This is a genomic window from Mesorhizobium sp. M1066 (assembly GCF_040318635.1).
Taxonomy (GTDB): domain Bacteria; phylum Pseudomonadota; class Alphaproteobacteria; order Rhizobiales; family Rhizobiaceae; genus Mesorhizobium.
Genome location: NZ_JAMYMR010000015.1, coordinates 74,894 through 99,693 on the forward strand (window position 1 = coordinate 74,894; position 24,800 = coordinate 99,693).

General features: G+C 64.3%; 20 protein-coding genes. 2 read left to right on the top strand and 18 right to left on the bottom strand.

What is annotated here, in order from left to right:
• The 9 genes from NKH52_RS19740 to NKH52_RS19780 form a co-directional block, all read right to left on the bottom strand.
• Positions 1-2,877 (bottom strand): nitrate reductase, encoded by a 2,877-nt coding sequence (locus NKH52_RS19740; protein ID WP_352732825.1) that lies wholly within the window; start codon positions 2,875-2,877, stop codon positions 1-3.
• 4 nt (positions 2,878-2,881) lie between these two features.
• Complete coding sequence (gene nirD, locus NKH52_RS19745) at positions 2,882-3,211, bottom strand: nitrite reductase small subunit NirD (RefSeq protein WP_127294761.1); 330 nt, start codon at positions 3,209-3,211, stop codon at positions 2,882-2,884.
• Between the two features lie 5 nt (positions 3,212-3,216).
• A complete protein-coding gene (gene nirB / locus NKH52_RS19750; protein WP_352732829.1) occupies positions 3,217-5,667 on the bottom strand; it encodes a nitrite reductase large subunit NirB in 2,451 nt (816 codons plus the stop codon).
• A 4-nt stretch (positions 5,668-5,671) separates the two neighbouring features.
• Positions 5,672-6,469: an ABC transporter ATP-binding protein gene (locus NKH52_RS19755; RefSeq protein ID WP_352551524.1), complete on the bottom strand. Its 798-nt coding sequence runs from the start codon at positions 6,467-6,469 to the stop codon at positions 5,672-5,674.
• Between the two features lie 10 nt (positions 6,470-6,479).
• Positions 6,480-7,370 (bottom strand): nitrate ABC transporter permease, encoded by an 891-nt coding sequence (gene ntrB, locus NKH52_RS19760; RefSeq protein WP_352732831.1) that lies wholly within the window; start codon positions 7,368-7,370, stop codon positions 6,480-6,482.
• Positions 7,371-7,437: 67 nt separating this feature from the next.
• The gene (locus NKH52_RS19765; protein WP_352732834.1) at positions 7,438-8,754 is read right to left on the bottom strand and encodes a CmpA/NrtA family ABC transporter substrate-binding protein; all 1,317 of its coding nucleotides are present in this window, start codon (positions 8,752-8,754) and stop codon (positions 7,438-7,440) included.
• 356 nt (positions 8,755-9,110) lie between these two features.
• Complete coding sequence (locus tag NKH52_RS19770; RefSeq protein WP_352732906.1) at positions 9,111-10,349, bottom strand: CmpA/NrtA family ABC transporter substrate-binding protein; 1,239 nt, start codon at positions 10,347-10,349, stop codon at positions 9,111-9,113.
• Positions 10,350-10,351: 2 nt separating this feature from the next.
• Entirely contained in the window at positions 10,352-10,954 is a 603-nt protein-coding gene (locus NKH52_RS19775) for an ANTAR domain-containing response regulator (RefSeq protein WP_013530455.1), read from the bottom strand.
• 82 nt (positions 10,955-11,036) lie between these two features.
• Positions 11,037-13,106, bottom strand: coding sequence for an oxidoreductase (locus NKH52_RS19780; protein ID WP_352732836.1), 2,070 nt, complete (start codon positions 13,104-13,106; stop codon positions 11,037-11,039).
• Positions 13,107-13,386: 280 nt separating this feature from the next.
• Here NKH52_RS19780 and argE point away from each other — a divergent pair, with 280 nt between their 5' ends.
• Positions 13,387-14,547, top strand: coding sequence for an acetylornithine deacetylase (argE, locus tag NKH52_RS19785; protein WP_352732838.1), 1,161 nt, complete (start codon positions 13,387-13,389; stop codon positions 14,545-14,547).
• A gap of 5 nt (positions 14,548-14,552) precedes the next feature.
• Here argE and NKH52_RS19790 read toward each other — a convergent pair whose 3' ends face one another.
• The 9 genes from NKH52_RS19790 to NKH52_RS19830 all read right to left on the bottom strand — a co-directional run bounded on the left by NKH52_RS19790 (position 14,553) and on the right by NKH52_RS19830 (position 23,395).
• A complete protein-coding gene (locus NKH52_RS19790; RefSeq protein WP_023809423.1) occupies positions 14,553-15,509 on the bottom strand; it encodes a LysR family transcriptional regulator in 957 nt (318 codons plus the stop codon).
• Positions 15,510-15,660: 151 nt separating this feature from the next.
• A complete protein-coding gene (locus NKH52_RS19795) occupies positions 15,661-17,151 on the bottom strand; it encodes an aldehyde dehydrogenase (RefSeq protein ID WP_352732840.1) in 1,491 nt (496 codons plus the stop codon).
• Between the two features lie 20 nt (positions 17,152-17,171).
• Positions 17,172-17,846 carry a DUF1028 domain-containing protein gene (locus NKH52_RS19800; protein ID WP_352732843.1) on the bottom strand — a complete coding sequence of 225 codons (675 nt, stop codon included), beginning with the start codon at positions 17,844-17,846 and terminating at the stop codon, positions 17,172-17,174.
• Between the two features lie 4 nt (positions 17,847-17,850).
• Positions 17,851-18,291: a RidA family protein gene (locus NKH52_RS19805; protein WP_352732845.1), complete on the bottom strand. Its 441-nt coding sequence runs from the start codon at positions 18,289-18,291 to the stop codon at positions 17,851-17,853.
• Between the two features lie 55 nt (positions 18,292-18,346).
• Entirely contained in the window at positions 18,347-19,621 is a 1,275-nt protein-coding gene (locus tag NKH52_RS19810; RefSeq protein WP_352732848.1) for a flavin-containing monooxygenase, read from the bottom strand.
• Positions 19,622-19,824: 203 nt separating this feature from the next.
• On the bottom strand, positions 19,825-20,526 hold the full coding sequence (locus tag NKH52_RS19815; RefSeq protein WP_352732851.1) for an ABC transporter ATP-binding protein: 702 nt from the start codon (positions 20,524-20,526) through the stop codon (positions 19,825-19,827).
• A complete protein-coding gene (locus tag NKH52_RS19820; RefSeq protein ID WP_352610890.1) occupies positions 20,519-21,304 on the bottom strand; it encodes an ABC transporter ATP-binding protein in 786 nt (261 codons plus the stop codon). Before NKH52_RS19820 ends, NKH52_RS19815 begins: the two co-directional genes overlap by 8 nt.
• Positions 21,301-22,476, bottom strand: coding sequence for a branched-chain amino acid ABC transporter permease (locus tag NKH52_RS19825; RefSeq protein WP_127292336.1), 1,176 nt, complete (start codon positions 22,474-22,476; stop codon positions 21,301-21,303). Before NKH52_RS19825 ends, NKH52_RS19820 begins: the two co-directional genes overlap by 4 nt.
• A gap of 1 nt (position 22,477) precedes the next feature.
• Positions 22,478-23,395, bottom strand: a complete 918-nt coding sequence (locus NKH52_RS19830) for a branched-chain amino acid ABC transporter permease (RefSeq protein WP_352732854.1) — start codon at positions 23,393-23,395, stop codon at positions 22,478-22,480.
• A 193-nt stretch (positions 23,396-23,588) separates the two neighbouring features.
• Here NKH52_RS19830 and NKH52_RS19835 point away from each other — a divergent pair, with 193 nt between their 5' ends.
• Positions 23,589-24,719 carry a branched-chain amino acid ABC transporter substrate-binding protein gene (locus NKH52_RS19835; RefSeq protein ID WP_352732857.1) on the top strand — a complete coding sequence of 377 codons (1,131 nt, stop codon included), beginning with the start codon at positions 23,589-23,591 and terminating at the stop codon, positions 24,717-24,719.
• The last annotated feature ends 81 nt before the right edge of the window (positions 24,720-24,800 follow it).

Below are 24,800 nucleotides of genomic sequence, written 5' to 3' on the forward strand. Positions count from 1 at the left end.
TCACTCGGCTGCTTGAAGACTCTGCGCGTCGATGATGACCCTGATCTCGGCGCGGCAGGAGCCGCAATTCGTGCCGGCATGCAGGGCCGTGCCGATCGCCGCAACGCTGCCGCAGCCGCCGCGCACCGCTTCCGCGATCTGGTTGGCGCCGACGCCGAAACAGGAGCAGACGATGGCGCCGCGGTCGACGTCGATCCCGCCCGGTCGTCCGGCTACGATCGCCAACCTGCCGCGCCGGTCGACATGATCGGCACTCAACTGTTCCGCCGCCCAGCCGCGCGACACGGCGACCGGGCCGGGTGCGACGAACAAGGCGGCTGACAGTTGATCGCCGTCGAAGGCGGCGATGCGATGCTGGCCGGCGTCGCGGTCATGATAGGCGAGCATTTCCGCACCCGGTGACACGCCGAACAGTGACCCGGCAAAGCCAGCCCAATCGATGTCGTCTTCGGCAAAGGCAAGCTCGACCCGCCAGCCGCCCTTGCATTTGGCCACGGCCCAGTAGGCCGCGGTATCAGGCTCAGGCCTGCGCCGCGTCACCGCAAAGCCAAAGGCCTTTGCGGCGAATTTCTCGATGCGGGCGGCGACATGTTTCAGCGCCGGCTGGCCGGAAATGGGATCGGTCAGCGGCGCGGTCAGCGTGTCGAGCCGGCCCCTTGCCGCAAACTGATCGGTCCAGTGCATCGGCGCAAACAGGCTGCCCTGGCGCTGGCGCGCCGTCACCAGCGCGCGCACCAGCACGTCGCCGCGCGGGCTGGAAACCCGCGCGATGTCGGCGTCGCCGATGCCGAAGCGCTGCGCATCCGCCGGGTGGATTTCTACGAAGGGCTCGGCGATGTGCTGCGACAAACGCGGGCTTTTGCCGGTTCGCGTCATGGTGTGCCAATGGTCGCGGATACGGCCGGTATTGAGGATCAGCGGATAGTCCGGGCTGGTGCGGACTTCCGTGGTGGGGCGGATGGCGATGAAGCGCGCTTTGCGGTCGGGCGTGTAGAAATTGCCGTCGGCGAAGAAGCGGGTGGTGTTACCTTCCAGCCTCTGCCCGGCCCGAAGATGCTCGTCCGACTGATGTCGAGCTTGAGCACCCCCCTCTGTCCTGCCGGACATCTCCCCCGCAAGGAGGGAGATTGGCAGCTTTGATGCTCGCATATCTCCTGCATTGTTTGTAATTGGCGAAGGCCGTGGTGGCAGCCGATCTCCCCCCTTGCGGGGGAGATGGCCGGCAGGCCAGAGGGGGGTGGCTGGGCTCGGCGCCGGCCATTGGAACGGCTCCAGCGCCTCATACTCCTCCGCATCAACCCCGGCATAAGCACCAATATCGAAATCCCGCGCGCCATCATTCTCGAATCCTGACAGCGCGGCATGCTCGGCAAACACCTCCCCTGGCGTCGCATAGGAAAACGCCTCGCCAAACCCCATCCGCTTGCCGACCTCAGCGACAATCCGCCAGTCGGGCCTTGCCTCGCCGGGCACGGGCAAAAACGCGCGCTGGCGCGACACACGGCGCTCTGAATTGGTGACGGTGCCATCCTTCTCGCCCCAGGCGGCGGCGGGCAGCCGGACATGGGCGTGGCGGACGGTGTCGGTCTGGGCCAGCACGTCCGACACCACCACGAACGGGCACGCCTTGATCGCCGCCTCGACGGCATCGGCGTCCGGCATCGAATCGACCGGGTTGGTGGCCATGATCCACAGCGCCTTGATCCGCCCGTCGGCCAGCGCCTGGAACATCTCGACTGCCTTCAGGCCGGGCTTTCCGGCAATGGCCGGCGCGTTCCAGAAGCGCTGCACGCGGTCGCGATGGTCGGGGTTTTCGATTTCCATATGCGCGGCGAGCATGTTGGCCATGCCGCCGACCTCGCGGCCGCCCATGGCGTTGGGCTGGCCGGTCACCGAAAACGGCCCTGCTCCGGGTTTGCCGATGCGGCCGGTGGCGAGATGGCAGTTGATGATGGCGTTGACCTTGTCGGTGCCGGATGACGACTGGTTCACACCCTGGCTGTAAACCGTCACCGTTTTCGCCGTTGCCGCAAACAGGCTGTAGAAACGGCCAAGCTCGTCCTCGCTCAGGCCCGTGGCGGCAGCGACGCCGGCCAGGTCGAGCGCGGAGGCCGCGAAAAGCGCTTGCCCGAAGCCGGTCGTGTGCGTCGTGATGTAGGCGCGGTCGAGCGCATTGTGCTGGCCGAGATAAGCGAGCAGCCCGGTGAACAAAGCGACGTCGCCATCCGGCGCGATCGCCAGATGCATGTCGGCGATGTCAGCGGTCATGGTGCGCCGCGGATCGACCAGGACGATCTTCATCTCCGGCCGCTTTTCCCGGGCAGCCGCGATGCGATGGTAGAGCACCGGATGGCACCAGGCGAGATTGGAGCCGACCAGCACGATCAGGTCGGCCAATTCCAGATCCTCATAGGTTCCCGGCACGGTGTCGGAGCCGAAAGCGCGGCGGTGGCCGGCGACCGAGGAGGCCATGCACAGGCGCGAATTGGTGTCGATGTTGGCCGAGCCGACAAAACCCTTCATCAGCTTGTTGGCGACGTAATAGTCCTCGGTCAGCAACTGGCCCGAAACATAGAAGGCGACCGCATCCGGGCCATGCTCGGCGATGGTTTGCGAGAAGGTCGAGGCGACAAGGTCGAGCGCCTCGTCCCAGCCGGCGCGGCGGCCGTGGACCTCCGGATGCAGCAGCCTGCCGTCGAGGTCGATGGTCTCGGCGAGTGCCGAGCCCTTGGAGCAGAGCCGGCCGAAATTGGCCGGGTGGTCGGGGTCGCCGCGGACGGACACCTGCCCGTCCGCGGTGGCCTTCGCCAGCACGCCGCAGCCCACCCCGCAATAGGGGCAGGTGGTCCTCACCTCGCGCGCTTCGTCGATCTCCATGGGTTCAGGCCGCGCGGCTGGCCAGCGCTTCCAGCGCAATGAACAGATGCTCGCCTTCGACCCGCACCGGAATGGTGCGCACCGCGCCCTCGTCGGCGCCGAGCGCCTTGCCCGTCTCCAGCGAAATCACCCAATTGTGCAAGGGACAGGTCACCGACGTCCCGTGCACGATGCCCTGGCTGAGTGGCCCACCCTTGTGCGGGCAATGGTCGTCGATGGCATAGACCTGATCGTCGGCGGTGCGGAAGACCGCGATTTTCCCCTCGGGCGTTGCGACGCAGCGCGCTCCGCGGCGGGGGATGTCCGAGATGGAGCCGATTGATACCCAGTTCATCTCCATCACTCCGCCGCCTGCGCAAACCCGACCGAGGCCATCGGCCGGAATTCGTGCTTGTCCTTGCCGGAAACGCGTTCCGACCACGGGTCGACCTGGGCGAATTTCTGGCTGAAGACGAAGCGCTCATAATAGGCCTTGCGCTTGTCGCCATCGTCCATGATCTGGCGCTTGATCTCGGGGATGCCGATGCGCTTGGCCCATTTGTAGATGCGCTCGAGATAGCGGCCCTGCTCGCGATACATCTGCGTCAGCGCCACGATATGCTCCAGCGCCTCATCCTCGGTCTTGACCAGGCCGAGCACCTCGGTGCCCTTGATGTCGAGGCCGGCCGCCCCGGCAAAATGGATTTCGTAGCCGGAGTCGACGCAGATGACGCCAACATCCTTGCAGGTCGCTTCGGCGCAGTTGCGCGGACAGCCCGACACCGCCATCTTGACCTTGGCCGGCGTCCACGAGCCCCACATGAATTTTTCGATGCGGACGCCAAATCCCGTCGAATCCTGCGTGCCGAAGCGGCACCAGTCCGAGCCGACGCAGGTCTTCACCGTGCGCAGGCCCTTGGCATAGGCATGGCCGGAAACGAAGCCGGCTTGGCCGAGATCGGCCCACACCGCCGGCAGGTCCTCCTTGCGGATGCCGAGCATATCGATGCGCTGGCCGCCGGTGACCTTGACCATCGGGATTTCGAACTTGTCGACGACGTCGGCAATGGCGCGCAGTTCGGCGGCGTTGGTCACTCCGCCCCACATGCGCGGCACCACCGAATAGGTGCCGTCCTTCTGGATGTTGGCGTGGACGCGCTCGTTGATGAAGCGCGACTGGTAGTCGTCGGCGTAGTCGTCCGGCCAGTCGCAGACGAGATAGTAGTTCAGCGCCGGCCGGCATTTGGCGCAGCCGCAAGAGGTCGTCCATTCCAGTTCCTGCATGACGGCGGGAATGGTCTTCAGGCGCTTGGCGATGATCAGCCGGCGCACCTCGTCATGACCAAGCGTCGTGCAGCCGCACATCGGCTGCACCGCCGCCGGATTGTATTTGTCGCCGATGGTCAGCACCATGAGCTTCTCGACCAGCCCGGTGCAGGAGCCGCAGGAGGCCGAGGCCTTGGTGTGGGCACGCACGTCGTCGAGCGAGGTCAGGCCCTTGGCCGTGATCGCGCCGGTGATCTTTCCCTTGCAAACGCCGTTGCAGCCGCAGATTTCCGCATCATCCGGCAAGGCTGCAACGGCCGCCATAGGGTCCAGCGGGGCACCCCCCTGGTAGGACTGGCCGAAGATGAGCGTGTCGCGCATTTCGGAAATGTCGGTCTGCTTCTTCTTGAGGTCGTTGAACCAGGCGCCGTCAGCCGTCTCGCCATAGAGCACGGTGCCGATGATGCGGTCATCCTTCAGCACCAGGCGCTTGTAGACGCCGGCGGCGGCGTCGCGCAGCACGATCTCCTGGCGATCCTCGCCCTCGGCGAAGTCGCCGAGCGAGAACAGCTCGATGCCGGTGACCTTGAGCTTGGTCGGCGTGTCCATATGGACGAAGGCCGCCGCCTGGTTGCCGGCCAACTGGCTGGCTGTAACGCGCGCCATCTCGTAGAGCGGTGCGACGAGGCCATAGACCTGGCCGTTGACCTCGGCGCATTCGCCGAGCGCGTAGATGTCGGGATCGTTGCTGCGCATGCCGGCGTCGACGACGATGCCCCTGTTGACGGCGATGCCGGCCTGTTTGGCCAGCGCCGAATTCGGCCTGATGCCAACGGCCATCACCACAAGCGTTGCTGGGATAATGGTGCCGTCAGCAAGCTCCACCTGCCCGACCTTGCCGTTACCGGTGATGGCCTGCGTGTTGGCCTTGGTGATGACCTTGATGCCGCGCTGCTCCACCGCACGCTGCAGCAGATAACCGGCGGCCGGATCGAGCTGGCGCTCCATCAAGGTCGGCATGACATGCAGCACGGTGACGTCCATGCCTTGCGCATTCAGCCCGGCCGCGGCCTCCAGTCCGAGCAGCCCGCCGCCGATGACCACGGCTTTGGCCCGCGACTGGGCGGCAAGCATCATCGCCTGTACGTCGTCGAGATCGCGATAGGTCAGCACGCCCGGCAGGTCATGGCCCGGCACCGGGATGATGAACGGTACCGAGCCGGTGGCGATGACGAGCTTGTCATAGGGCTCGGTCACGCCATGATCGGACGTGACGGTCTTCGCTGACCGATCGATGGCGACGATCTTGTGGCCCTTGTAGAGGGTGATGTTGTTGGCGATGTACCAGCCGTCGCCGTGGATGATGATCTCCTCATAGGCTTTCTCGCCCGACAGCACCGGCGACAGCATGATGCGATCGTAGTTGACGCGCGGCTCGGCGTTGAAGATGGTGACGGTGTAGCGGCCCGGCGCCTGTTCCAGCAGGTGCTCGAGCATGCGCCCGGGGGCCATGCCATTGCCGATGATGACAAGTCTTTCGCTCATGGTGCTACTCCGCGGCTTCGACGAAGCGGTGGCGTTCGTAGAGGAACTTCAGCACCGCCTCGCGGCAGCGCAGGAAGGTCCGGTCGGAAGAGAGTTCGACGCGCCGGCGCGGCCGCGCCAGCGGCACGGCAAGCACTTCGCCGATGGTTGCCGCCGGGCCATTGGTCATCATGACGATGCGGTCGGAAAGCAGCACCGCCTCGTCGACATCATGGGTGATCATGATCGTCGTCGAGCCGAGCCTGGAATGGATGTCCATCACCGCGTCCTGCAGATGGGCGCGCGTCAGCGCATCGAGTGCGCCGAACGGCTCGTCGAGCAGCAGGATCTTCGGTTCCATGGCCAGCGCCCGGGCGATGCCGACGCGCTGCTTCATGCCGCCCGATATCTCGGCCGGACGCTTGTCCTTGGCATGCGCCATCTGCACGAGGTCGAGATTGCGCATGATCCAGTCATGCCGCTCGGCCTTGCTCTTCGAACGACCGAAGACCTTCGACACCGCCAGATTGATGTTTTCGTAGACGGTCAGCCACGGCAGCAGCGAATGGTTCTGGAACACCACGGCGCGTTCGGGACCGGGGCTGTCGACCTCCTTGTCCTCGAGCAGCACGGCGCCGGCGGACACCTTGGTCAGCCCGGCGATCAGATTGAGCAAGGTCGACTTGCCACAGCCGGAATGGCCGATGATGGAGACGAATTCGCCCTTGTCGATGGTCAGCCTGATGTCCTTCAACACCTCGCTGACCTGGGCACCACGCGTGAAGGATTTGTCGATATGGTCGAGCTTCAGATAGGCCGTCATCGCCCTCTCCTCACTTTGCCGTTGTGCCGCGGGTGACGAAGGCGCCGACCGCCGCGACCAGACGATCGAGGCAGAAGCCGGTGACGCCGATATAGGCGAGCGCCACGATGATGTCGGGCAGCCGCGACGAGTTCCACGCGTCCCAGATGAAGAAGCCGATGCCGACGCCGCCGGTCAGCATTTCGGCGGCGACGATGGCGAGCCAGGACAGGCCGATGCCGATCCTCAGGCCGGTGAAGATGTAGGGCGCGGCGGCCGGCACCATGATCTTCACGAAGAACTCGAACTGGTTGAGCCGCAGGATGCGCGACACGTTGCGGTAGTCCTCGGGAATGTTGCGCACGCCGACCGCGGTGTTGATGATGATTGGCCAGATCGACGTGATGAAGATGACGAAGATCGCCGATGGGCTGGAATCGCGGAACGCCGCCAGCGACAGCGGCAGCCAGGCCAGCGGCGGCACCGTGCGCAGGATCTGGAACACCGGGTCGAGGCCGCGCATCGCCCAGATCGACTGGCCGACCAGCGCGCCGAGCGCGACGCCGACGACCGCCGCCAGGCCGAAGCCGATGGCAACACGCTGCAGCGAGATCAGCACGCGCCATGCCAGACCGATATCCTGCGGGCCATTCTCGAAGAACGGATGCGCGATCAAATCGTAGGCCTCGTTCCACACCTGGGTCGGCGGCGGCAGGCTTGATGTCGGCGACGAACAGGCGATCTGCCAGACGACCAGCATCAGCGCGATGACGATGATGGGCGGCACCAGCGCGCTCGCCAGTTTGCCGGCAATCGCCAGCGGATCGAAGCGGCGTCGTGCCTTTGCGGTGAAGGCGATGACCTCCGCCGGCTTCGCGGGGAACGCCTTCACCTTTGTGTCCTCGATAGTCTGGATCGACATGTCTGGGAAAAACTCCTTGGGGGCAGGTAGTGATCGCAAGCGGCGCAGGACGCCGCTTGCGGTTGGGCTACGCCGCGGCCTTGATCTTCAGGCTGTCGAGATAGGCGGACGGGTTGGCCGGGTCGAAGATCTTGCCATCGAAGAAGGTCTCGACGCCGCGCGACGACGACGCCGGAACGTCGGCCGCCGCGACGCCGAGATCCTTGGCCGCTTCGCGCCACAGATCCTCGCGGTTGACCTGATCGACCAGCGCCTTGATGTCGGTGGTCGGCGCGAACTTGCCCCAGCGGATGTTCTCGGCAAGGAACCACGCATCGTGGCTCTTGAACGGATAGGAGACGCCGCCCTTCCAGAACTTCATGTAGAGATCGCTGCCGTTGGCGACGCGGCCATTGCCGTAGTTAATGTCGCCCTTGAGCCGGCCGATGATGTCGGCGACTGGCACGTTCATCCATTGCCGCTTGCCGATGATGGCGGCCATCTCGTCCTTGTTCTCAGCGGCCTCGCACCATTGCTGGGCTTCCATGACGGCCATCAGGATCGCCTTGGTTGCGTTCGGATATTTCTCGATGAATTCGGCGCGCAGGCCGAGCGCCTTTTCCGGATGACCCTTCCACAATTCGCCCGTCGTGGCGGCGGTGAAGCCGACGCCCTGATGGACGAGCTGCTCGTTCCACGGCTCGCCGACGCAGAACACGTCCATGTTGCCGACCTTCATGTTGGCCACCATCTGCGGCGGCGGCACGACGATGGTCGAGACATCCTTGTCGGGGTCGATGCCACCGGCTGCCAGCCAGTAGCGCAGCCACAAATCATGCGTGCCGCCCGGGAAGGTCATGGCGGCCTTGATTTCCTTGCCAGCCGCTTTCTTGGCGGCGAAGGCGTCTTTCAGCTTCGAGGCATCGAGGCCGACGCCGGTGCCGGCATATTCCTGGGCGACCGAAATGCCTTGGCAGTCGTAGTTGAGCCGCGCCACGATCGCCATCGGCATCGGCTGGTTGTTCTGCGTCACCTTGCCGGTGTGCATAAGGTAAGGCAGCGGCGTCAGAATATGGGCGCCGTCGATGCCGTTGGCGGCGCCGCCGAGCATCAGATTGTCGCGCGTCGCGCCCCAGGAGGCCTGCTTGAGCACCTCGACATCGGGCATGCCGAACTTGGCGAACAGCCCCTTCTCCTTCGCGATCATCAGCGGTGCCGCATCGGTGAGGGCAATGAAGCCGAGCTTGGCGCCGGTGACCTCCGGAGTGGCGGTCGCGGCATAGGCGCCGGAAGGGAAGAGCTTGCGGGCCGCCACGAACAGCCCCGCCGTCATTGCACTGCTGACAAGAAAATCACGGCGCGTCATGTCTTTGAGGGTCGTTCCAGTCCTGATCCGTTTCGTCATCGTCGTCTCCGGTTGGGCGCGGCTTGGGATCCGCGTCGTCGATTGCGTGTTGATCAAAACAAAAAAGCCGCCAGCCAGGTCTTCGCGTCCGGGTGACCGGGAGCGCGCATTAACCTGAGCGGCAGCTTTGCCTGTGGCGCCCGCCATTGGGCGCCTGTTCCGTGACCCGCGAAGGGCCTGTCTATTTCAAAGCAGGAACCGTGCCAGTTTTGAGAGAGGCGAAAAAGATCAATTAAATCAGTAACCCGCGCCGATCGCGGACGCGCCGGGTCCTATGGCCGGAAGGTCAAAGATTGCTCATTCGGGCAATCGCGCGCACAATTTTTGTGCAATGCACAAGAATGACGCGGAAATGATCAGGCTTCCGCGCGAGCCGATTTCTGGCCGGCAATGTACGCGTCGACCTCGTCCGGATCGAAGATCTGGGCGTCGAAGAAACCGTCCGGACCGAGCACAAGGCCGGCGCCTGTCGCGCCGACCGCGGTAGCGACTTGGAGCGCACCCTCGACTTTCGAATTGGCGCCGGGAAGCGCCACGCCAAGCGGCTTCAGAGCCGAACGGTAGAGGTCGGGCCGGTAGCAGTTGCGGGCGATGGCAAGGTTTTCCGGCGTGTGCGCCACGTGCCCCCAGCGCACCATCTGCGTGTAGAACCACAGCGCATGGCTCTTCCACGGAAAGTTCGCCGCCTTGTCGAAGGGGAGGAAGAAGTCGTCGATGCTCCACTCCGCGCCGCCGCCCAGTCGGAGATGGCCGGTCAGGATCGGCATCTGCACGGCCGGCGGCAGGCCGAGAAAGCCGGCCTGCGCCATGACGGCAGCCAATTCGCCATGGTTGGCCGGATCCTGGCACCAGCGTGCCGAGTGATGCAGCGCGCGCAGCAGCGCCGCCAAGGCCTCGGGGTTTTCGTCTGCCCAGGCCTTGCGCACGCCGATCACCTTCTCCGGGCTGTTACGCCATATCCGCGCCTTGACGGTGACGATATGCCCGGTGCCGGCGGCAACCGCAGCACTGTTCCAGGGTTCGCCTACGCAGTAGCCGTCGATGCGGCCGGCGGCCAGTGCATCGGCCATGAAGGGCGGCGGCACGATGACGATCTCGATTTCGCGCGTCGGATCGATGCCGCAGGCGGCGAGCCAATAGCGCAATTCGTAGTTGTGCCCGGAATGCGGATGCACCACGGCGAAGCGCAGCGGGTCGCCACCGGCCGCAGCGCGCTCGCGAATGAGCGCCCGCAGCGCCGCACCGGCGCGCGCGGGGTCGAGATCGGCTTCGGCGCTGTGCGCCACCATTCCGGCCCACACAGTGTTGGAGACGGTGACGCAATTGCCTCCGAGTCCGAGCGAGAACGGCACGATGGTTTCCGAAGCGAGCGGCGTCAGCCCGAGATTGCAGGCGAGCGGCATCGGTCCCAGCATATGCGCCAGATGGAAGTGACCGATGGCGATACGGTCGCGGATGTTAGCCCAGGACGTCTCGCGGTGCAGGGTCAGGTCGATGCCTTCCCGTGCGGCAAAGCCAAGCTCACCGGCCGCGACCAGCACGGCGCTGTCGAAAAGCGGCATGAAGCCAGCGGTGATCTGGTGCGCGGCGTCCATGCTCATTCGTCCTCCGCCGGTCCCAGCAACCCGGCGGCAGTCACCAGGCTCTGGGCGATGTCGCCGATCTTGCGGTTCTGGTTCATCGCCGTCTTGCGCAGCAGCGTGTAGGCGGCCTCTTCGGAGAGGCCGCGCGACTTCATCAATATGCCCTTGGCACGATCGATCACCTTACGGCTCTCGAGCTCGCCGCGAACCTCTTCCAGTTCGCGCGCCATGCGCGAAAAAGCGTTGAAGCGGCTGACCGCCATGTCGAGAATGGGTTTGACGCGCTCTTGCCGCAGACCGTCGACGACATAGGCCGAAACGCCGGCATCGACCGCCGCCTCGATCGAGGCCTGGTCCGAGCGGTCGACGAACATGGCGATCGGCCGTTTTACGGCACGCGAAAGCTGGAACATGTTTTCCAGCATGTCGCGATTCGGGTTTTCGAGATCGATGACGATGACATCGGGCTCGATCTCGGCGATCCGCCGCGCAATGCCGGTCACATCATGGATGACGGTGACCCGCTCATGGCCGGCCTCGCGCAACCCCGCCTCGATGATCGCGGCGCGGATGCGGTTTTCGTCGATCACCAGGACGGCGAGTGCGGTTCGAACCATGCCTGCATTGTGACCAAGCGAAGGAATTGTGCAATGCGGTATGGTTGAACAACCCGAGATTCGCTAACCGCGCCGCAGGCGCCTAATCCGCCGCCAGCGCCGTGACCTCGCGGCGGAAGGGCAGTGCGTCGCCGATATCGGCTTCGTCCAGCTCGCGCGCGAAGCGGTGGCCGGCGTAGGTTGCCCAGGCGATCGGACCCGGCGCCTCGGCATCGCCGATGATTTTGATCGAGCGGATGCCGCTATCGGCCCATTCATTCCGCCGCGCCTTCAGCTCGCACCAGACGCCATCGTCCTGTTGGCGCGACGTCACGAGCACGACGGCGTCCGCGGCGATGTCGCGTTGGCTTCCCGTATAGGCACACGCAGTGGCAACCCCACCCGCCACGATGCGGGTCACAGTCCGATTCAGCACGATATCGACGCCGAGTTCGGCCAGCCGGCGGTGGATGGCGCCCTGCTCCAGCGTGTTGCGGGTCCAGTCGGACACATAGGCCGACGGTGTCACCAGCGTCACCTTCGCGCCCTGGCGCGCCATCAGCTCGGCCAGAACGCCGCCCATGTAATAGTGATCGTCATCGAACAGCACGACAGTGCCGGTCGGCACATTGCCGCCCATCAGATCGTCCGGCGTATAGACCGGCATGGCCGGGTCCGCCGGCATCGGCACGACATGCGCGCGCGCCACGCCGTCACGGCGCCATGTGGATCCGGTGGCAAGCGCAATGTTCTGAAAGCCGAAGTCCAGTATCTCCTGCGCCGACAATCGGCTTTCGAAATAGACGTCGACATTGGACATCTGGCTGATCTGGTACTGGCGGTAGTCGCGCACGCGTCCCCATGCCGAGAGACCGGGCAAGCGGCATTCGCGCGTCACGCGGCCGCCGAGTTCGGTGCCGGCTTCGGCGATGGCCACCTGATAGCCGCGCAGGCCGAGCGCACGCGCCGCCTCCAGCCCGGTCGGGCCGGCGCCGACGATCAGCACGCTGTCGCTGTCGCCCTTGGCCTGCATGCGTTCGGGATGCCAGCCCTTGCGCCACTCTTCCATGAAGGTCGGGTTCTGCGTGCAGCGCGAGATCGACATGGTCATGTCGCCGGTGATGCAGATGTTGCAGCCGATGCATTCGCGAATGTCCTCGATCCGACCCTGCTCCACCTTCTTCGGCAGGAAGGGATCGGCGATCGACGGGCGCGCGCAACCGATGAAATCGAGCGTACCGGACTTGATCATCTTCACCATCACATCCGGCGAGGTGAAGCGGCCGACACCGACGACCGGCTTGGAGGTCAGCGTCTTGATGCCGGACACCAGGCTCTCCTGCGCGCTCTCCTCCTTAAACCGCGACGGCCCCGAACAATCCTCCCACGCGCCATGCGCCAGGTCCCAGAGGTCTGGCAGGTCGGCGTGCATCTCGATCATGTCGCGCACTTCGGAGTTGGCGAAGCCAAGCTCGCCGATCATCTCGTCCAGCGACAGCCGCAGCGTCAGGCCGCACGTGTCGCCGATGGCATCCCTGCCCTCTTCGATCAGCTCACGCATCAACCGCGAGCGGTTTTCCAGCGAGCCGCCATATTCGTCGCTGCGCTGGTTGGTGGCGGTGGACAGGAAGTGCTGGATGATGCCGAAGCCATGCGCGCCGTAGAGGCAGACCAGGTCGAAGCCCGCAAGCCTGGCACGCTTGAATGCATTGCGGTGCCAGCGGCGCAAGTCGCGTATATCCTGCTTGTCCATGGCGCGCGCCTGAACCGGATCGTTGGTGAAGGTGCGGATCGGCAAGGCCGACGGCCCGCGCGGCACTTCCTTGGTGTAGAGGTTGGGACCGTTGATGCCTGAATAGGCCAGCTGGATGCCAGCCAGCGCGCCATGCTGGTGCATGGCCTCTGCCATCTTCGCCAGTGCCGGGATATCGGCATCGTCCCACAGCCTGAGCTCGATGAAGGGCGTGATCTCCGAAGTATGGTGCATCTCGGTCTGCTCGGTGAAGATGACGCCCCAGCCGCCTTCCGACTTGATGCGGCGCATCTCGGCTGCGGCCGAAGGGTCGCGATAGCCGCCGCCATTGCAATGCGGAACCTGATAGAAGCGGTTCTTGGCGGTCACCGGACCGATCTTCACGGGCTCGAACAGAATGTCGTAGCGCGGATCGCGCATGGAACGTGCCTTCCTGCCAGCGTCGCCTTGCACATGCCCGATCATGGTTTCGAGCCAAGGTGCAAGCCGGCCAGCCCAGTGGGTTGATGCCGTGAGACCATTCATAAATTGCGACAAGCGCCGGGAAACAACAGATTTCTTCTGTGCCGGTTAGGACGCGCCTAATCGATCAGCACTGCCTGGATTAGCATCCGCTGAATCCCGGCTGAGCCAAATGCGACTTCAAGGCCGCCGCCGCGCGATGTTAGATAGCGTGCACGCCCAATGAGACACAAGACGCATGGACAGCATCCAGATCCTTGAAAAACTGATCGCGTTCCCGACGGTAAGCCGCGATTCGAACCTCGCCCTCGTCGGCTACATGGCGGAGCTGCTGGACGCGCATGGCATTGCCAGCCAGATCATCCACAGCGAGGACGGCCACAAGGCCAACCTCTTTGCCACCATCGGACCGGCCGACGCTTCCGGCATCATGCTGTCCGGTCACACCGACGTCGTCCCCGTCGACGGCCAAGCCTGGACGCTGCCGCCCTTCGAGATGACGAGCCGAGACGGCAAGCTTTACGGTCGTGGCACAGCCGACATGAAGGGTTTTGTGGCCTGCGCGCTCGCGGCGTGCCTGAAAGCCTCGAAAATGACGCTGCGCACGCCGCTGCATTTGGCACTCTCCTACGACGAGGAGATCGGCTGCATTGGTGTGCGCAGCCTGATCGACATGCTGCAAGCAGCCCCGCAGCGGCCCTTGCTGTGCATCGTCGGCGAGCCCACCGACATGCAGGTGGCGACGGGCCACAAGGGCAAGCTTGCCGCGCGCGCGCTCTGCAAAGGCCGCGAAGGCCATTCGGCGCTGGCCCCGTTGGCGCTCAATGCCATCCATCTCGGCTGCGACTTCGTCGCCGCCTTGCGCCGCGAGCAGGATCGGCTGGTGCGCGATGGCGCCCGCGACGGCGACTACGACATTGCCTACACGACCGTCCATGTCGGCAAGATCAACGCCGGCGTGGCGCTGAACATCGTGCCGAACCTCTGCCAGGTCGACTTCGAGATCCGCAATGTCGCGGCCGACGATCCGCACGAGATTCTCAACCGTCTGCGCAAGGAGGCTGCTCATATTGCATCCGAAGCCTCGGCCACCGTCCCCGAGGCGGCGATCGACATAGACATCACCAACACCTATCCCGGCCTGGACACGCCGGCCAGTTCGCAAGCCGTCGCTTTCATCAAATCGCTGACGGGCGCCAACAACACCATCAAGGTTGCCTACGGCACGGAGGGCGGCCTGTTCAGCCGCGAACTCGGCACGCCGACGGTCGTGTGCGGACCGGGATCGATGGCGCAGGGACACAAGCCGGATGAGTTCGTCAGCGTCGAGCAGATGCGCCGCTGCGACGGCATGCTGGAAAAATTGCTGCAGCGGCTTGCCGACCAGCAGTTGGCTTAACCGGGCTACTTCTGTGGAAGTGCTGCCTGGCCGACAGCCCGCTCGGCGCCGAACACGCCTTGCTCGACGACGAAATGCCGGCAGTGGTCGATGAACGCCTGGACGGTTTGCGTGCGGTGTTCGGAACTGGGCAAGGCGACGCCCATGGTCAGCGGCCGCAGATCGCCGTCCAACGGCACGAAGACCAGCGGCTTGCCGTCCGGCGCCAGCGTGTTGAGCGGCCGCATATTGGCGATGCCGTAGCCGAAGCCGTTGGCCACCATGGAACGCATGACGGCGATGTCGCCGGTGCGCTCGGCAATGTTGGGGCGGATCCCGCGCTGGTGGAATGCCGAAAGGAAATATTCGCGGCTGAACGGCAGGTCGAGCAGCACCATCGGCTCATCGGCCAATTCCTCCGTCGTGATCGACGCCTTTGCCGCGAAGCGATGCCCCGCCGGCAGCATGACATAGGCCGGCACCAGCATCAGCGGCTCGAAGGTCATGTCCTGCGACAGTTCGAGATCGTAGGTCAGTGCAAGATCGATTTCACCGCGCTGCAGCATCTCGAGCAATTGCCCCTGATTGCGCTCGAACTGGCGCACGCGCACATCGGGATAGGCGCGCTCGAACCGCATGCGCAGCGCCGGCAGGACGATCTGCGCAAAGGTCAGCAGGCAACCTACCGCCAGCGGACCACGCACCTTTTCGGCAAAGTCGCCGGCGACGTCGTGCAAGGCGTCGGCATCGTTGAGCAGCCGGGCGGCTTCCTTGAGGAAGACACGGCCGCCGGCCGTGAGCGAGAGACCGTGCGAATGCTTGCGGACAAAAAGCTGGACGCCGAACTCGGTTTCCAGCTGGGCGATGGAAGCCGAAATCGACGGCGGCGAGACATTGACCTGTTCGGCCGCCTTGGCGATGGAGCCGGCTTCGCCCACGGCGACGAAATATTCCAGCTGTCTGAGCGTGAAGCGTAGCGGCATGGCTGGCTATGTTGCCGGTTTGAGGGCTTCGATCAAGCCTAATGCATGTCGCGCAAAAGTGGCCCCGGTTTTGCGCAAACGACATGCATAGAGCAAAGGCCTAAAGCGCATCGCTTGAATCCGTTCAATCGCGATGCGCTTTAGGCGCCCATCAGTATTTGATCCATGTCGTTTTGAGCGCGGTGTATTTGTCGAGCGCATGCAGCGACAGGTCGCGGCCGAAGCCGGATTGCTTGAAACCGCCGAACGGCGTCATCGGGCTCAGCGCGTCGACCGTGTTGACGGAAACCGTGCCGGCATGCAGCCGGCCGGCGATACGATGCGCGCGCGACAGGCTGTCGGTCCACAGCGATGCGGCCAGCCCATAAGGGCTGTCATTGGCGATGCGGATCGCGTCGGCCTCGTCGTCGAAGGCGATGACCGAAAGCACCGGCCCGAAGATCTCATCGCGCGCAATCGGATCGGCAGGCGCGACATCGTCGAAGATGGTCGGCTGGACAAAGCTGCCGCGCCCGTTGACCGTGACCAGGTCGCCGCCCGCGACCAGGCGCGCGGTTTTCTTGCCGGCCTCGACGAAGCGCATGACGTTGGCGGCGTGGCGACTATCGACCATCGCGCCCATTTTCGAAGCCGGATCGAGCGGATCGCCGGGCTGCGTGACCGCCGCACGTTGCACCAGTTTCTCCACCAGAGCATCCTTGATGCCGCGCTGGACGAGCAGGCGTGAATTGGCGGAACAGACCTCGCCCTGGTTGAAGAAGATGCCGAAGGCCGCCATGTCGGCTGCCGCGTCGAGATCGCCGCAATCGGCAAAGATGAGGTTCGGGCTCTTGCCGCCGGTCTCCAGCCAGACCTGCTTCATGTTCGACTGGCCGGAATACTGCAGGAACATCTTGCCCACGGCGGTCGAACCGGTGAAGGCGAGGCAATCCACATCCATATGACGGCCAAGCGCCTGGCCGGCGGTTTCGCCAAGGCCGGGCACGACATTGAGCACGCCTGCAGGCAGGCCCGCTTCCATTGCCAGTTCCGCCAGAAACAGGGCCGACAAAGGCGACTGCTCGGCGGGTTTGAGCACCACCGAATTGCCTGCCGCCAGTGCCGGCGCGCATTTCCATGTCGCCATGTCGAGCGGGAAATTCCACGGCACCACCGCGCCGACCACGCCAAGCGGTTCGCGCCGCACCAGCACCAGATCACCTTCACCGGTCGGCGCCACTTCGCCATAGATCTTGTCGATGGCCTCGCCATACCATTGGAAGATCGCTGCCGAGCCGGGGACGTCGACCGCGGCCGCATCCCTGACCAGTTTGCCCATGTCGAGCGATTCCAGCAGAGCCAGTTCATGCAGGTTTTCGCGCAGCAATTGCGCCAGCCGCAGCAGCACCTCCTTACGGTGCGCTGGGCTGGTCCGCGACCAGACGCCGGCGTTGAAGCTGCGCCGCGCTGCGGCAACCGCCAGATCGATGTCTTCCTCACCGCAGGACGCCACTTCGGCCAGCACCTCGCCAGTTGCCGGATTGACGCTGGCGAAGGTCCGGCCCGAACGCGCCGCAACCGTCTTGCCGTCGATGAACGCCTTGTCGCGAAAACGGATCGCGGACGCCTTGCCGATCCAGTCCTTGTGGCTGAGCTCGCTCATCGCAGGTGACCCTGTCTTGACTATTCGTCGCCCGGCACGCCGTAGCTCGGCGCATCGGATGGGTTTATGGCGCGGGTCACATAGGCATCGAGCTGCGGCTTGTAGAGTTCCCACAGCGTCGCCAGCTGCTCGATCGGGCAGTCATCGGTCCAGTCACAGCGCAAATCGGCGACCGGCCACGCAACCTCGCGCACCAGCTTCATGCCGGCGGAATGGACAGGACCAGCCTCGCCGCCCGCTTTCAGCGCGGCGCGCATGGTCGCGATGAGGCGGTCGCCCAGATGCCCTTCCGACGCCAGGAAGGCCTCGACCATAGCTTGCGGCACGCCGTCATGGGCCAGCATGTTGCCGCCGCAGGCGACATTGTCCGCACGCGCCTCCGCCCAGATGCCAAGCGCCTTGGGACCCGAATGGATCGCGGTCTTTCCGGCGGCATCGACAGCCAGCACCTGCCGGTATTCGGGATAAGCGCCGGTGCGCTTCAGGATGGCAACCGCCTCGGCGGCCGACGCACCGCGCGCCAACAATTCGAGACCTCGCAGCCCCAGCGTCGGATCGGTGACGTTCTGGCTGGCAATGGCGCCGGCACCAGCCTGCGCATAGGCGCAGCGCGCCGCTACAGCAGGCGACGAGGAGGACACTGCGACCCCGAACATGCCGGTGTGGCTGCATCGCGCGACGATGGAGAATGTCATGACTTTAATCCGGGATTATCGAAGTGCGATCATCCGGGATAACTGCGGTGCCGTCGATCTCGACCAGCCAGTCCGGCCGCGCCAGGGCCTGCACGACAAGGCCGGTCGAGACGGGATGCACGCCTTTGATATACTCGCCCATGGTGCGGTAGACCGCCTCGCGATGGCGGACATCGGTGATGTAGACCACCACCTTGACCAAATGCTCCATGGTGCCGCCGCACTCCTCGATCAGCTGGCGGATGTTCTGCATGACCTTGTGCGTCTGCTCGACCGGATCATGGCTTTCGATATTCTTGGCCGTGTCGAGATCCTGCGGGCATTGGCCGCGCAGATAGACGGTCCTGCCGCCCCGCGTAACGACCGCCTGGCACAGATCATTGTCGAGCTTCTGCTCGGGATAGGTGTCCTTGGTGTTGAACTTGCGAATTCTTGTATGCGCCATCTTGGTCTCCGTCAGATCAGGCTCGAGGTAGGGGCGTCCGTTTCAGGTGCCGTTGCTATGCTACCCTGGTCTCGCGCTTTGCGGACGCATGATAGGCCAGGTACTTGCGCTGCGTGGAGATATGGTCCGCCACATGCTGGGCGTCGTGCCAGACGCCCCAGATGAAGCTCGATCCCCGCCGCGATTGCCACGGCAGTCCCAGGAAATAGATCCCTGGCTCGGTCGACACGCCGCGCTGATGCTTCGGCTTGCCCTTTTCGTCAAACACATCGACCTTCAGCCAGTTGTAATCGACGGTGAATCCCGTTGCCCAGATGATCGAACCTATCCCGGCTTCCGCCAGGTTCAGCTCGAGAATGGGATCGGTCATGCATTGCGGGTCCGGTCCGATCTCGCGGGCCGCGGGCTCCTCGGGAAGGTCGAGGCCGTTGCGAGCGACATAGGCGTCGGCCTCGTCCAGCACCGACATGTAGTTCGCGTCACCGCGCGCGATATTTTTAGCCAGATCCGGCGCGAAGGTCATGACCCCGTCCTTGTAGGATTCCGTCCGGCCAACCAGCATCATCCCTTGCGCGGCAAGACGCCGGAAGTCGATCGTCCGGCCGCCCCGCGCGCCGCTCACCGCGATGGTGACGTGTTCGGTGCCAGGCGCCGGCGCTTGGGCGTCCCATTTGCCCAAAACCCCCAGCCACCAACAGAAGTCACGCTCGCGATAGGCCCGCGGCGGCCGATCATGGGGACCGACAGAAAGATAGACGCGCCGTCCCGCGCGCTGGAGTTCGTCGGCGATCTGCACCCCCGAGGACCCGGAGCCGACCACCAGCACCGCACCTTCGGGCAACTGGCCCGGATTGCGATAGGCGCTGGAATGTATCTGCATCGCTCCGGCATCCCCAGGGACAACCGCCGGAATGACCGGATGCTGGAAAGCCCCGGTAGCGGCAACCACGCTCCTGGCCTCGATCACGCCATCCGAGGTTTCGACCCGGAAGCCGGGACGGCCGACAAGCCTTTCCACGCTCCTGACCTCCACGCCGCAGCGGATGGGGGCAGCGATCATGTCGGCGTAAGCGACAAAATAGTCGGCAACCTTCTCCTTGCCGACAAAGGCGTCGGGACCGGCATCCGGAAATTCCATGCCGGGAAAACGATCATGCCAGGCGGGACCGTTGGCAACCAGGGAGTCCCATCTTTCGGAGCGCCAGCGTTCGGCAATGCGGCTCCGCTCGAGCACGAGATGCGGCACCCCGCACTTGCTCAGATGCTCGCTCATGGCCAGCCCCGCCTGGCCGCCGCCAACAACAAGCGTGTCTACCGTTTCGACTGGCATTTCAGCGGCCCTTTCTGGCTCTCCCCGGGAGTGTCTGTGCATGCGGCGGAGATCTGATCGTTGGTTTACTGGAGGCACCGGGCAGCGAAAATTATGATTTCATGTGGCAGTGGTTAGCTTGTCCCTAAATGCCGGGAAGCATGGCCGAAGATGTGGAGCGCGGGGCGTGGATCATCACCGTCGAGACAGAAGAAACGGACGGCTCAGAGATAAAGGCTTCTGGCCGCCTTGGACGATAGCAACTCCTTTGCCGGCCCCTCCTGGGCGACCTTACCCTTGACCAGCACATAGCCGCGATCGGCGATGCCCAGCCCCATTTCGGCATTCTGTTCGATCAACAGGATGGTCGTGCCTTGGCGATGGATCTCCCTTGTGATCTCGAAATACTCGCCGATGAGTTTTGGCGAGAGACCGAGCGACGGCTCGTCCATGATCACCAGTCTGGGTTCGCCGATCAGGGCGCGCGCCAGCGCCACCATCGCCTGTTCGCCGCCGGACAGCGTGCCGGCGACTTGGCGCAAACGCTCATGGATGCGCGGAAACAGCTTGCACATCTTGTCCAGTTGCACCGCGAAATTGGGTCCCCTGCCCGACACCGCATCATAGCCCAGGCGCAAATTCTCCATCACGGTCAGGCCGGGGAACAGCCGGCGCCCTTCGGGAACAAGGCCGACGCCGAGCGACGCGAGGTTTTCCGTGCCGAGCGTCGCTATGTCCCTGCCCATCACCTCGACCTTGCCGCGCTGCGCCCGCACGACGCCGCAGACGGTCATGAAGGTTGTCGTCTTGCCGGCGCCGTTCGGCCCCAGCAGGCAGACCAGTTCGCCGGGACGCACGCTCATCGCCACGCCGCGCAGCATCGGCACCGCGCCATAGGAAGTATCGACATCCCTGAGCTCAAGCATGGGCGACCGCCTTCCCGAGATAGGCTTCCTGGACGCGCGGGTCAGCGCGCACCGCCGCGAAGTCGCCCTCGGCGATCTTGCTGCCATAGTCGATGCAGGTGACATGCTGCGGGAACGCTTCGACCACCCGCATGTCGTGCTCGATCAGGATCACCGACAGAGCAGGGTTTTGTACGCGCAGCCGCGTGATGTCGGCCACCAGTGCGTCGGTTTCCGTGTCGTCCATGCCGACCGAAGGTTCGTCGAGCAGCAAGAGCTTGGGCTGCGATGCGAGCGCGCGGGCAATTTCCAGCCGCCGCCTGTCGGCTTGGGCCAGCGTGCCCGCTGGCCGGTAGCGTTGTTCGAACAGATCGCCGGAGCCGAGCTTGAGCAGGGTTTCGGCCTTTTCCACGCAGGCCGCCATCTCACGGCGCGACGCGCCGGGCCGAAACAGCGCGGTCAGCACGCCGGTCCTGGTGCGGGTGTGCATGCCGATGATCACGTTGTCGAGGACGCTGAGGTCGGAGAACAGACGCGACGACTGGAATGTGCGGGCGATGCCGCGGTCGACAACTTCGTAGGACGGGCGGCCGGTGATCTCGGCGCCGTCGAAGGTCACGCGACCGGAGGTTGGCCGATAGACGCCGGTCACGACATTGAACAGCGTCGACTTGCCGGCGCCGTTCGGGCCGATGACGGCGAGCACCGCGCCCTTGTCGATCGACAGGCTGACATCGTTGAGCGCGACCAGGCCGCCGAAGCGCATCGTCAAATTCTCGACCTTGAGAAGCGCGCTCACAGTCCGCCTCCGTAGCGCCGCATGCGTTGCGGGAACAGACCTTGCGGCCGGATCATCAGGAAGCCGATGATGACGACGCCGAAGAACAGCAGGCGGTAGTCGGCGAACGCGCGCAATTTCTCCGGCAGGATGGTCAGCAGGAACGCACCGACGATGACGCCGAAAATATTGTCCATGCCGCCGACGATGACCATGGTCATGATGGTGACGGAGACCAGGAAGGTGAAATTGTCGGGAGAAATGTAGGACACGTAGAAGGCGTAGATCGTGCCGGCAAAAGCGGCGAGAAAGGCATCGACCGCGAAGGCCAGCACCTTGAACCACGCCACGTTGATGCCTTGCGCCTTGGCGGCGATCTCGTCGGCGCGCAGCGCGTTCCAGGCCAGCCCGATACGCGAGCCGTGCAACCGATGCGCCGTGACGATGGCGACGACGACCAATGCAGCCGACAGATAATAGAAGTTCGCCTGGCTCGGCAGCTTCCAGCCGAAGATCACCAGCGGATCGGCAAAGGAATGGCCGAACAGGCTGGGCGCCGGAATGCCGACCAGTCCGTTCGGTCCGCCGGTCCAACTGAAATTGTTTAGCAATTGCTGGACCACGACACCGAATGCGATGGTGACAAGCGCCAGATAAGTGTCGCGCGTGCGCATCGACGGGATGCCGATGATGAAACCGAACAGGGTCGCGGCCAGCGCCGCGACCGGCAGCGTCAGCCAGAAGCTGACGCCGAAATTGATCGCCAGCAGCGCCGACACGTAGGCGCCGATGCCGTAGGAAGCGCCGGTGGCGAAGTTCGGGATGTTGGCGCTGCCGAGCTGGAAATTGAGCGCCAGCGCCAGCACGGCATAGAGCTCGGCGACGATCAGCAGATGAAGGATATAGGTGTTCGAACCGACGAAGAACGGAAAGGCCAGGACGATGACCGCCGCAGTGATCATCGCCACGAGCGGAACCCGGGCAAAGCTCGCCAACGCATAGTCGGCGATCCACGGCAGCCTTTCCAGCAGATAGAAACCGAGGCCGAGCAAGGCCAGCAGGCCGACCACCTGCCAGCCGCCGTCGACTCTGAGGATGAGGTACAGGAACGCTGCCCCGATGATTTGCGAGGCGATGGCGAAGACCGTGGCCGCGGCTATGCCCGGCACGTCGGGTGAAGCACGACCCTGCATGCTAGACTTTCTCCATGACGGTGCGCCCAAGCAGGCCGGCGGGGCGGAAGATGAGCACGGCGATGACCAGCAGAAAGACGAAGACCAGCCGGTAGGAAGCGCCGTCCGGCACGAATGTCTGCGCCAGCACTTCGATGCCGGCAATGATCAGTCCGCCCAATATGGCGCCCGGCATCGAGCCGAGGCCGCCGATCACCGCGGCTGAAAAGCCGAGCAGGCCGGCCATGACGCCGAAGTCGAACCGTGTCACGCCGGCATAGCTTGCGAACAGAAGTCCGGCGATGGCGCCGATAGCCGAGGCAATGAAGAATGTCGCACGGAAGACGCGTGCATCGCGGATGCCCATCATGCGCGCTACGACCCGGTCCTCCGAAGCCGCCCGGATGCGCAGTCCGAGCGGGGTCATGCGCAGGAAGACAAACAGCATGGCAACCAGCGCGACGGTCAGCACCACCACCAGCAGCGCGAACCAACTGATGGCAACACCGGAGATTTCGAAAGCCATGCCCGACACCAGGCGCGGGAAGGCATGCGGGTTCGATCCCTGCGGATAGAGATGGCGGATCAGCTCGCGGATGACGATGCCGAGCGCCACCGTCGCCACCAGCGCCATCATGGCGGGCGCATCGCGGAAGCGCCTGATGACCACCTTGTCGAGCAGGACGCCGAGCAAACCGACGGCGAGCACGGCGACCGGAACCGCAAGCACCAGCCAGGCGGGCCCCGAGGCGCCAAGAGCGGTCGCCAACGCCTGGGCAAGCGCCAGCGTGATGAACGGCGCCGTCATCGCGACATCGCCATGCGAGAAATGAATGACGTTCAAGACACCGAAGATCAGGCTGAATCCGATCGCCAGCAAGGCATAGATGCAGCCAAGGGTTATCCAGTTCACCAGTTGCTGGACAAGCAGTTCCGCCATGCGGTCCGTCTCTCGATTGAAGCCGACAGGTATCAACCGCCATCCCGGGCGGACAGAACGAATCTCCGAACTCACGAGTCACAATTTCCGAATTTCGTCACTGAATACGCGCCCGTACACTGATGATCAGCCGACGATCACGATCGGCCGGGTCGCTACGACGGCGGCAGATAATTCTGTTTGAGGTGGAACCATGCAAAACAGGCGCAGTGCGCTTACCCGCGTATCGTCAATTCTGGCCGGCTGTCTGTTTGCCATCGCCCTGGGCGCCGCCCAGGCGCAGGCCGACCAGATCAAGCTCGGCTTCATCGGGCCGCTCTCCGGCGGCAACGCCCAGCAGGGCCTCGGCGCCCGCAACGGCTTCCTGCTCGCCATCGAGCAGGCCAATGCCAGCGGCTATCCGCACCAGGTGGAAGGCGTCGTGCTCGATGACGCCTCCGATCCGGCCGTCGGCGTTTCGGCGGCGCAGAAGCTGGTCAACGATCCCGCGGTGGTCGCGGCAACGGGGCATTGGAACAGCTCGGTCGCGCTGGCGACGATCCCGGTCTTCAACCGCTCGCAGATGCCGTTCATCGTCTGGGGCGCGGTCAGCCCGAAGATCACCGAACAGAACTTCCCGAACGTGACCCGCGTGACGCCGACGCTGGTCAACGAGAACAAGCCGCTGGCCGAAGCCATCGCCAAGCAAGGCAAGATCAAGAAGATCGCCATCATCTCCGACACCACCGACTACGGTGCGGCCAACACCAAATGGTTCGGCGATTTCTTCAAGGCGGCCGGCGGCGAGGTCGTTTCTTCGGATGCCGCGGCTGTCGGCACGACCGATTTCCGCGCCATGCTGACTACCGCGAAGGCAGCGTCGCCCGACGCGGTCTATTTCGGCGGCGTCGTCACCGAAGCAGCTCTGGTGCGCAGCCAGATGGCCGACCTCGGCATGGGCAATCTGCCGATGTACGGAATTTCAGGCATCTACGACCCGAAATTCATCGAGATCGCGGGAGCTGCAGCCGAGGGCACCATCGCCGGAACTCCGGCCGTCCAGTCGAACCCCAAGCTTGAGGAGTTCAACAAGGCCTATGAAACCAAGGCTTATCCCGATCCTGCCGGCTCCTATGCGAAATATGCCTACGAGGCGACGCAGATCCTGCTTCAGGTCATCAAGGAAAAAGGCCTCGACGACAAGGAAGCGCTGAGCAAGGCCATTCGTGACATCCACCACGACGGCATTCTGGGAGACGTGTCGTTCGATGCCAACGGACAGACCAACATGGCCATCGACATCGACATGTTCGTCGTCCGCAGCGGCAAATGGGAGAAGATGTAACTACCTGATCGACGCCGCGCCCGTTCTCAGTGGCGCGGCGTCGATCACCTTCATCGCCGAGCCCGCAAAAAGTCCTGACCG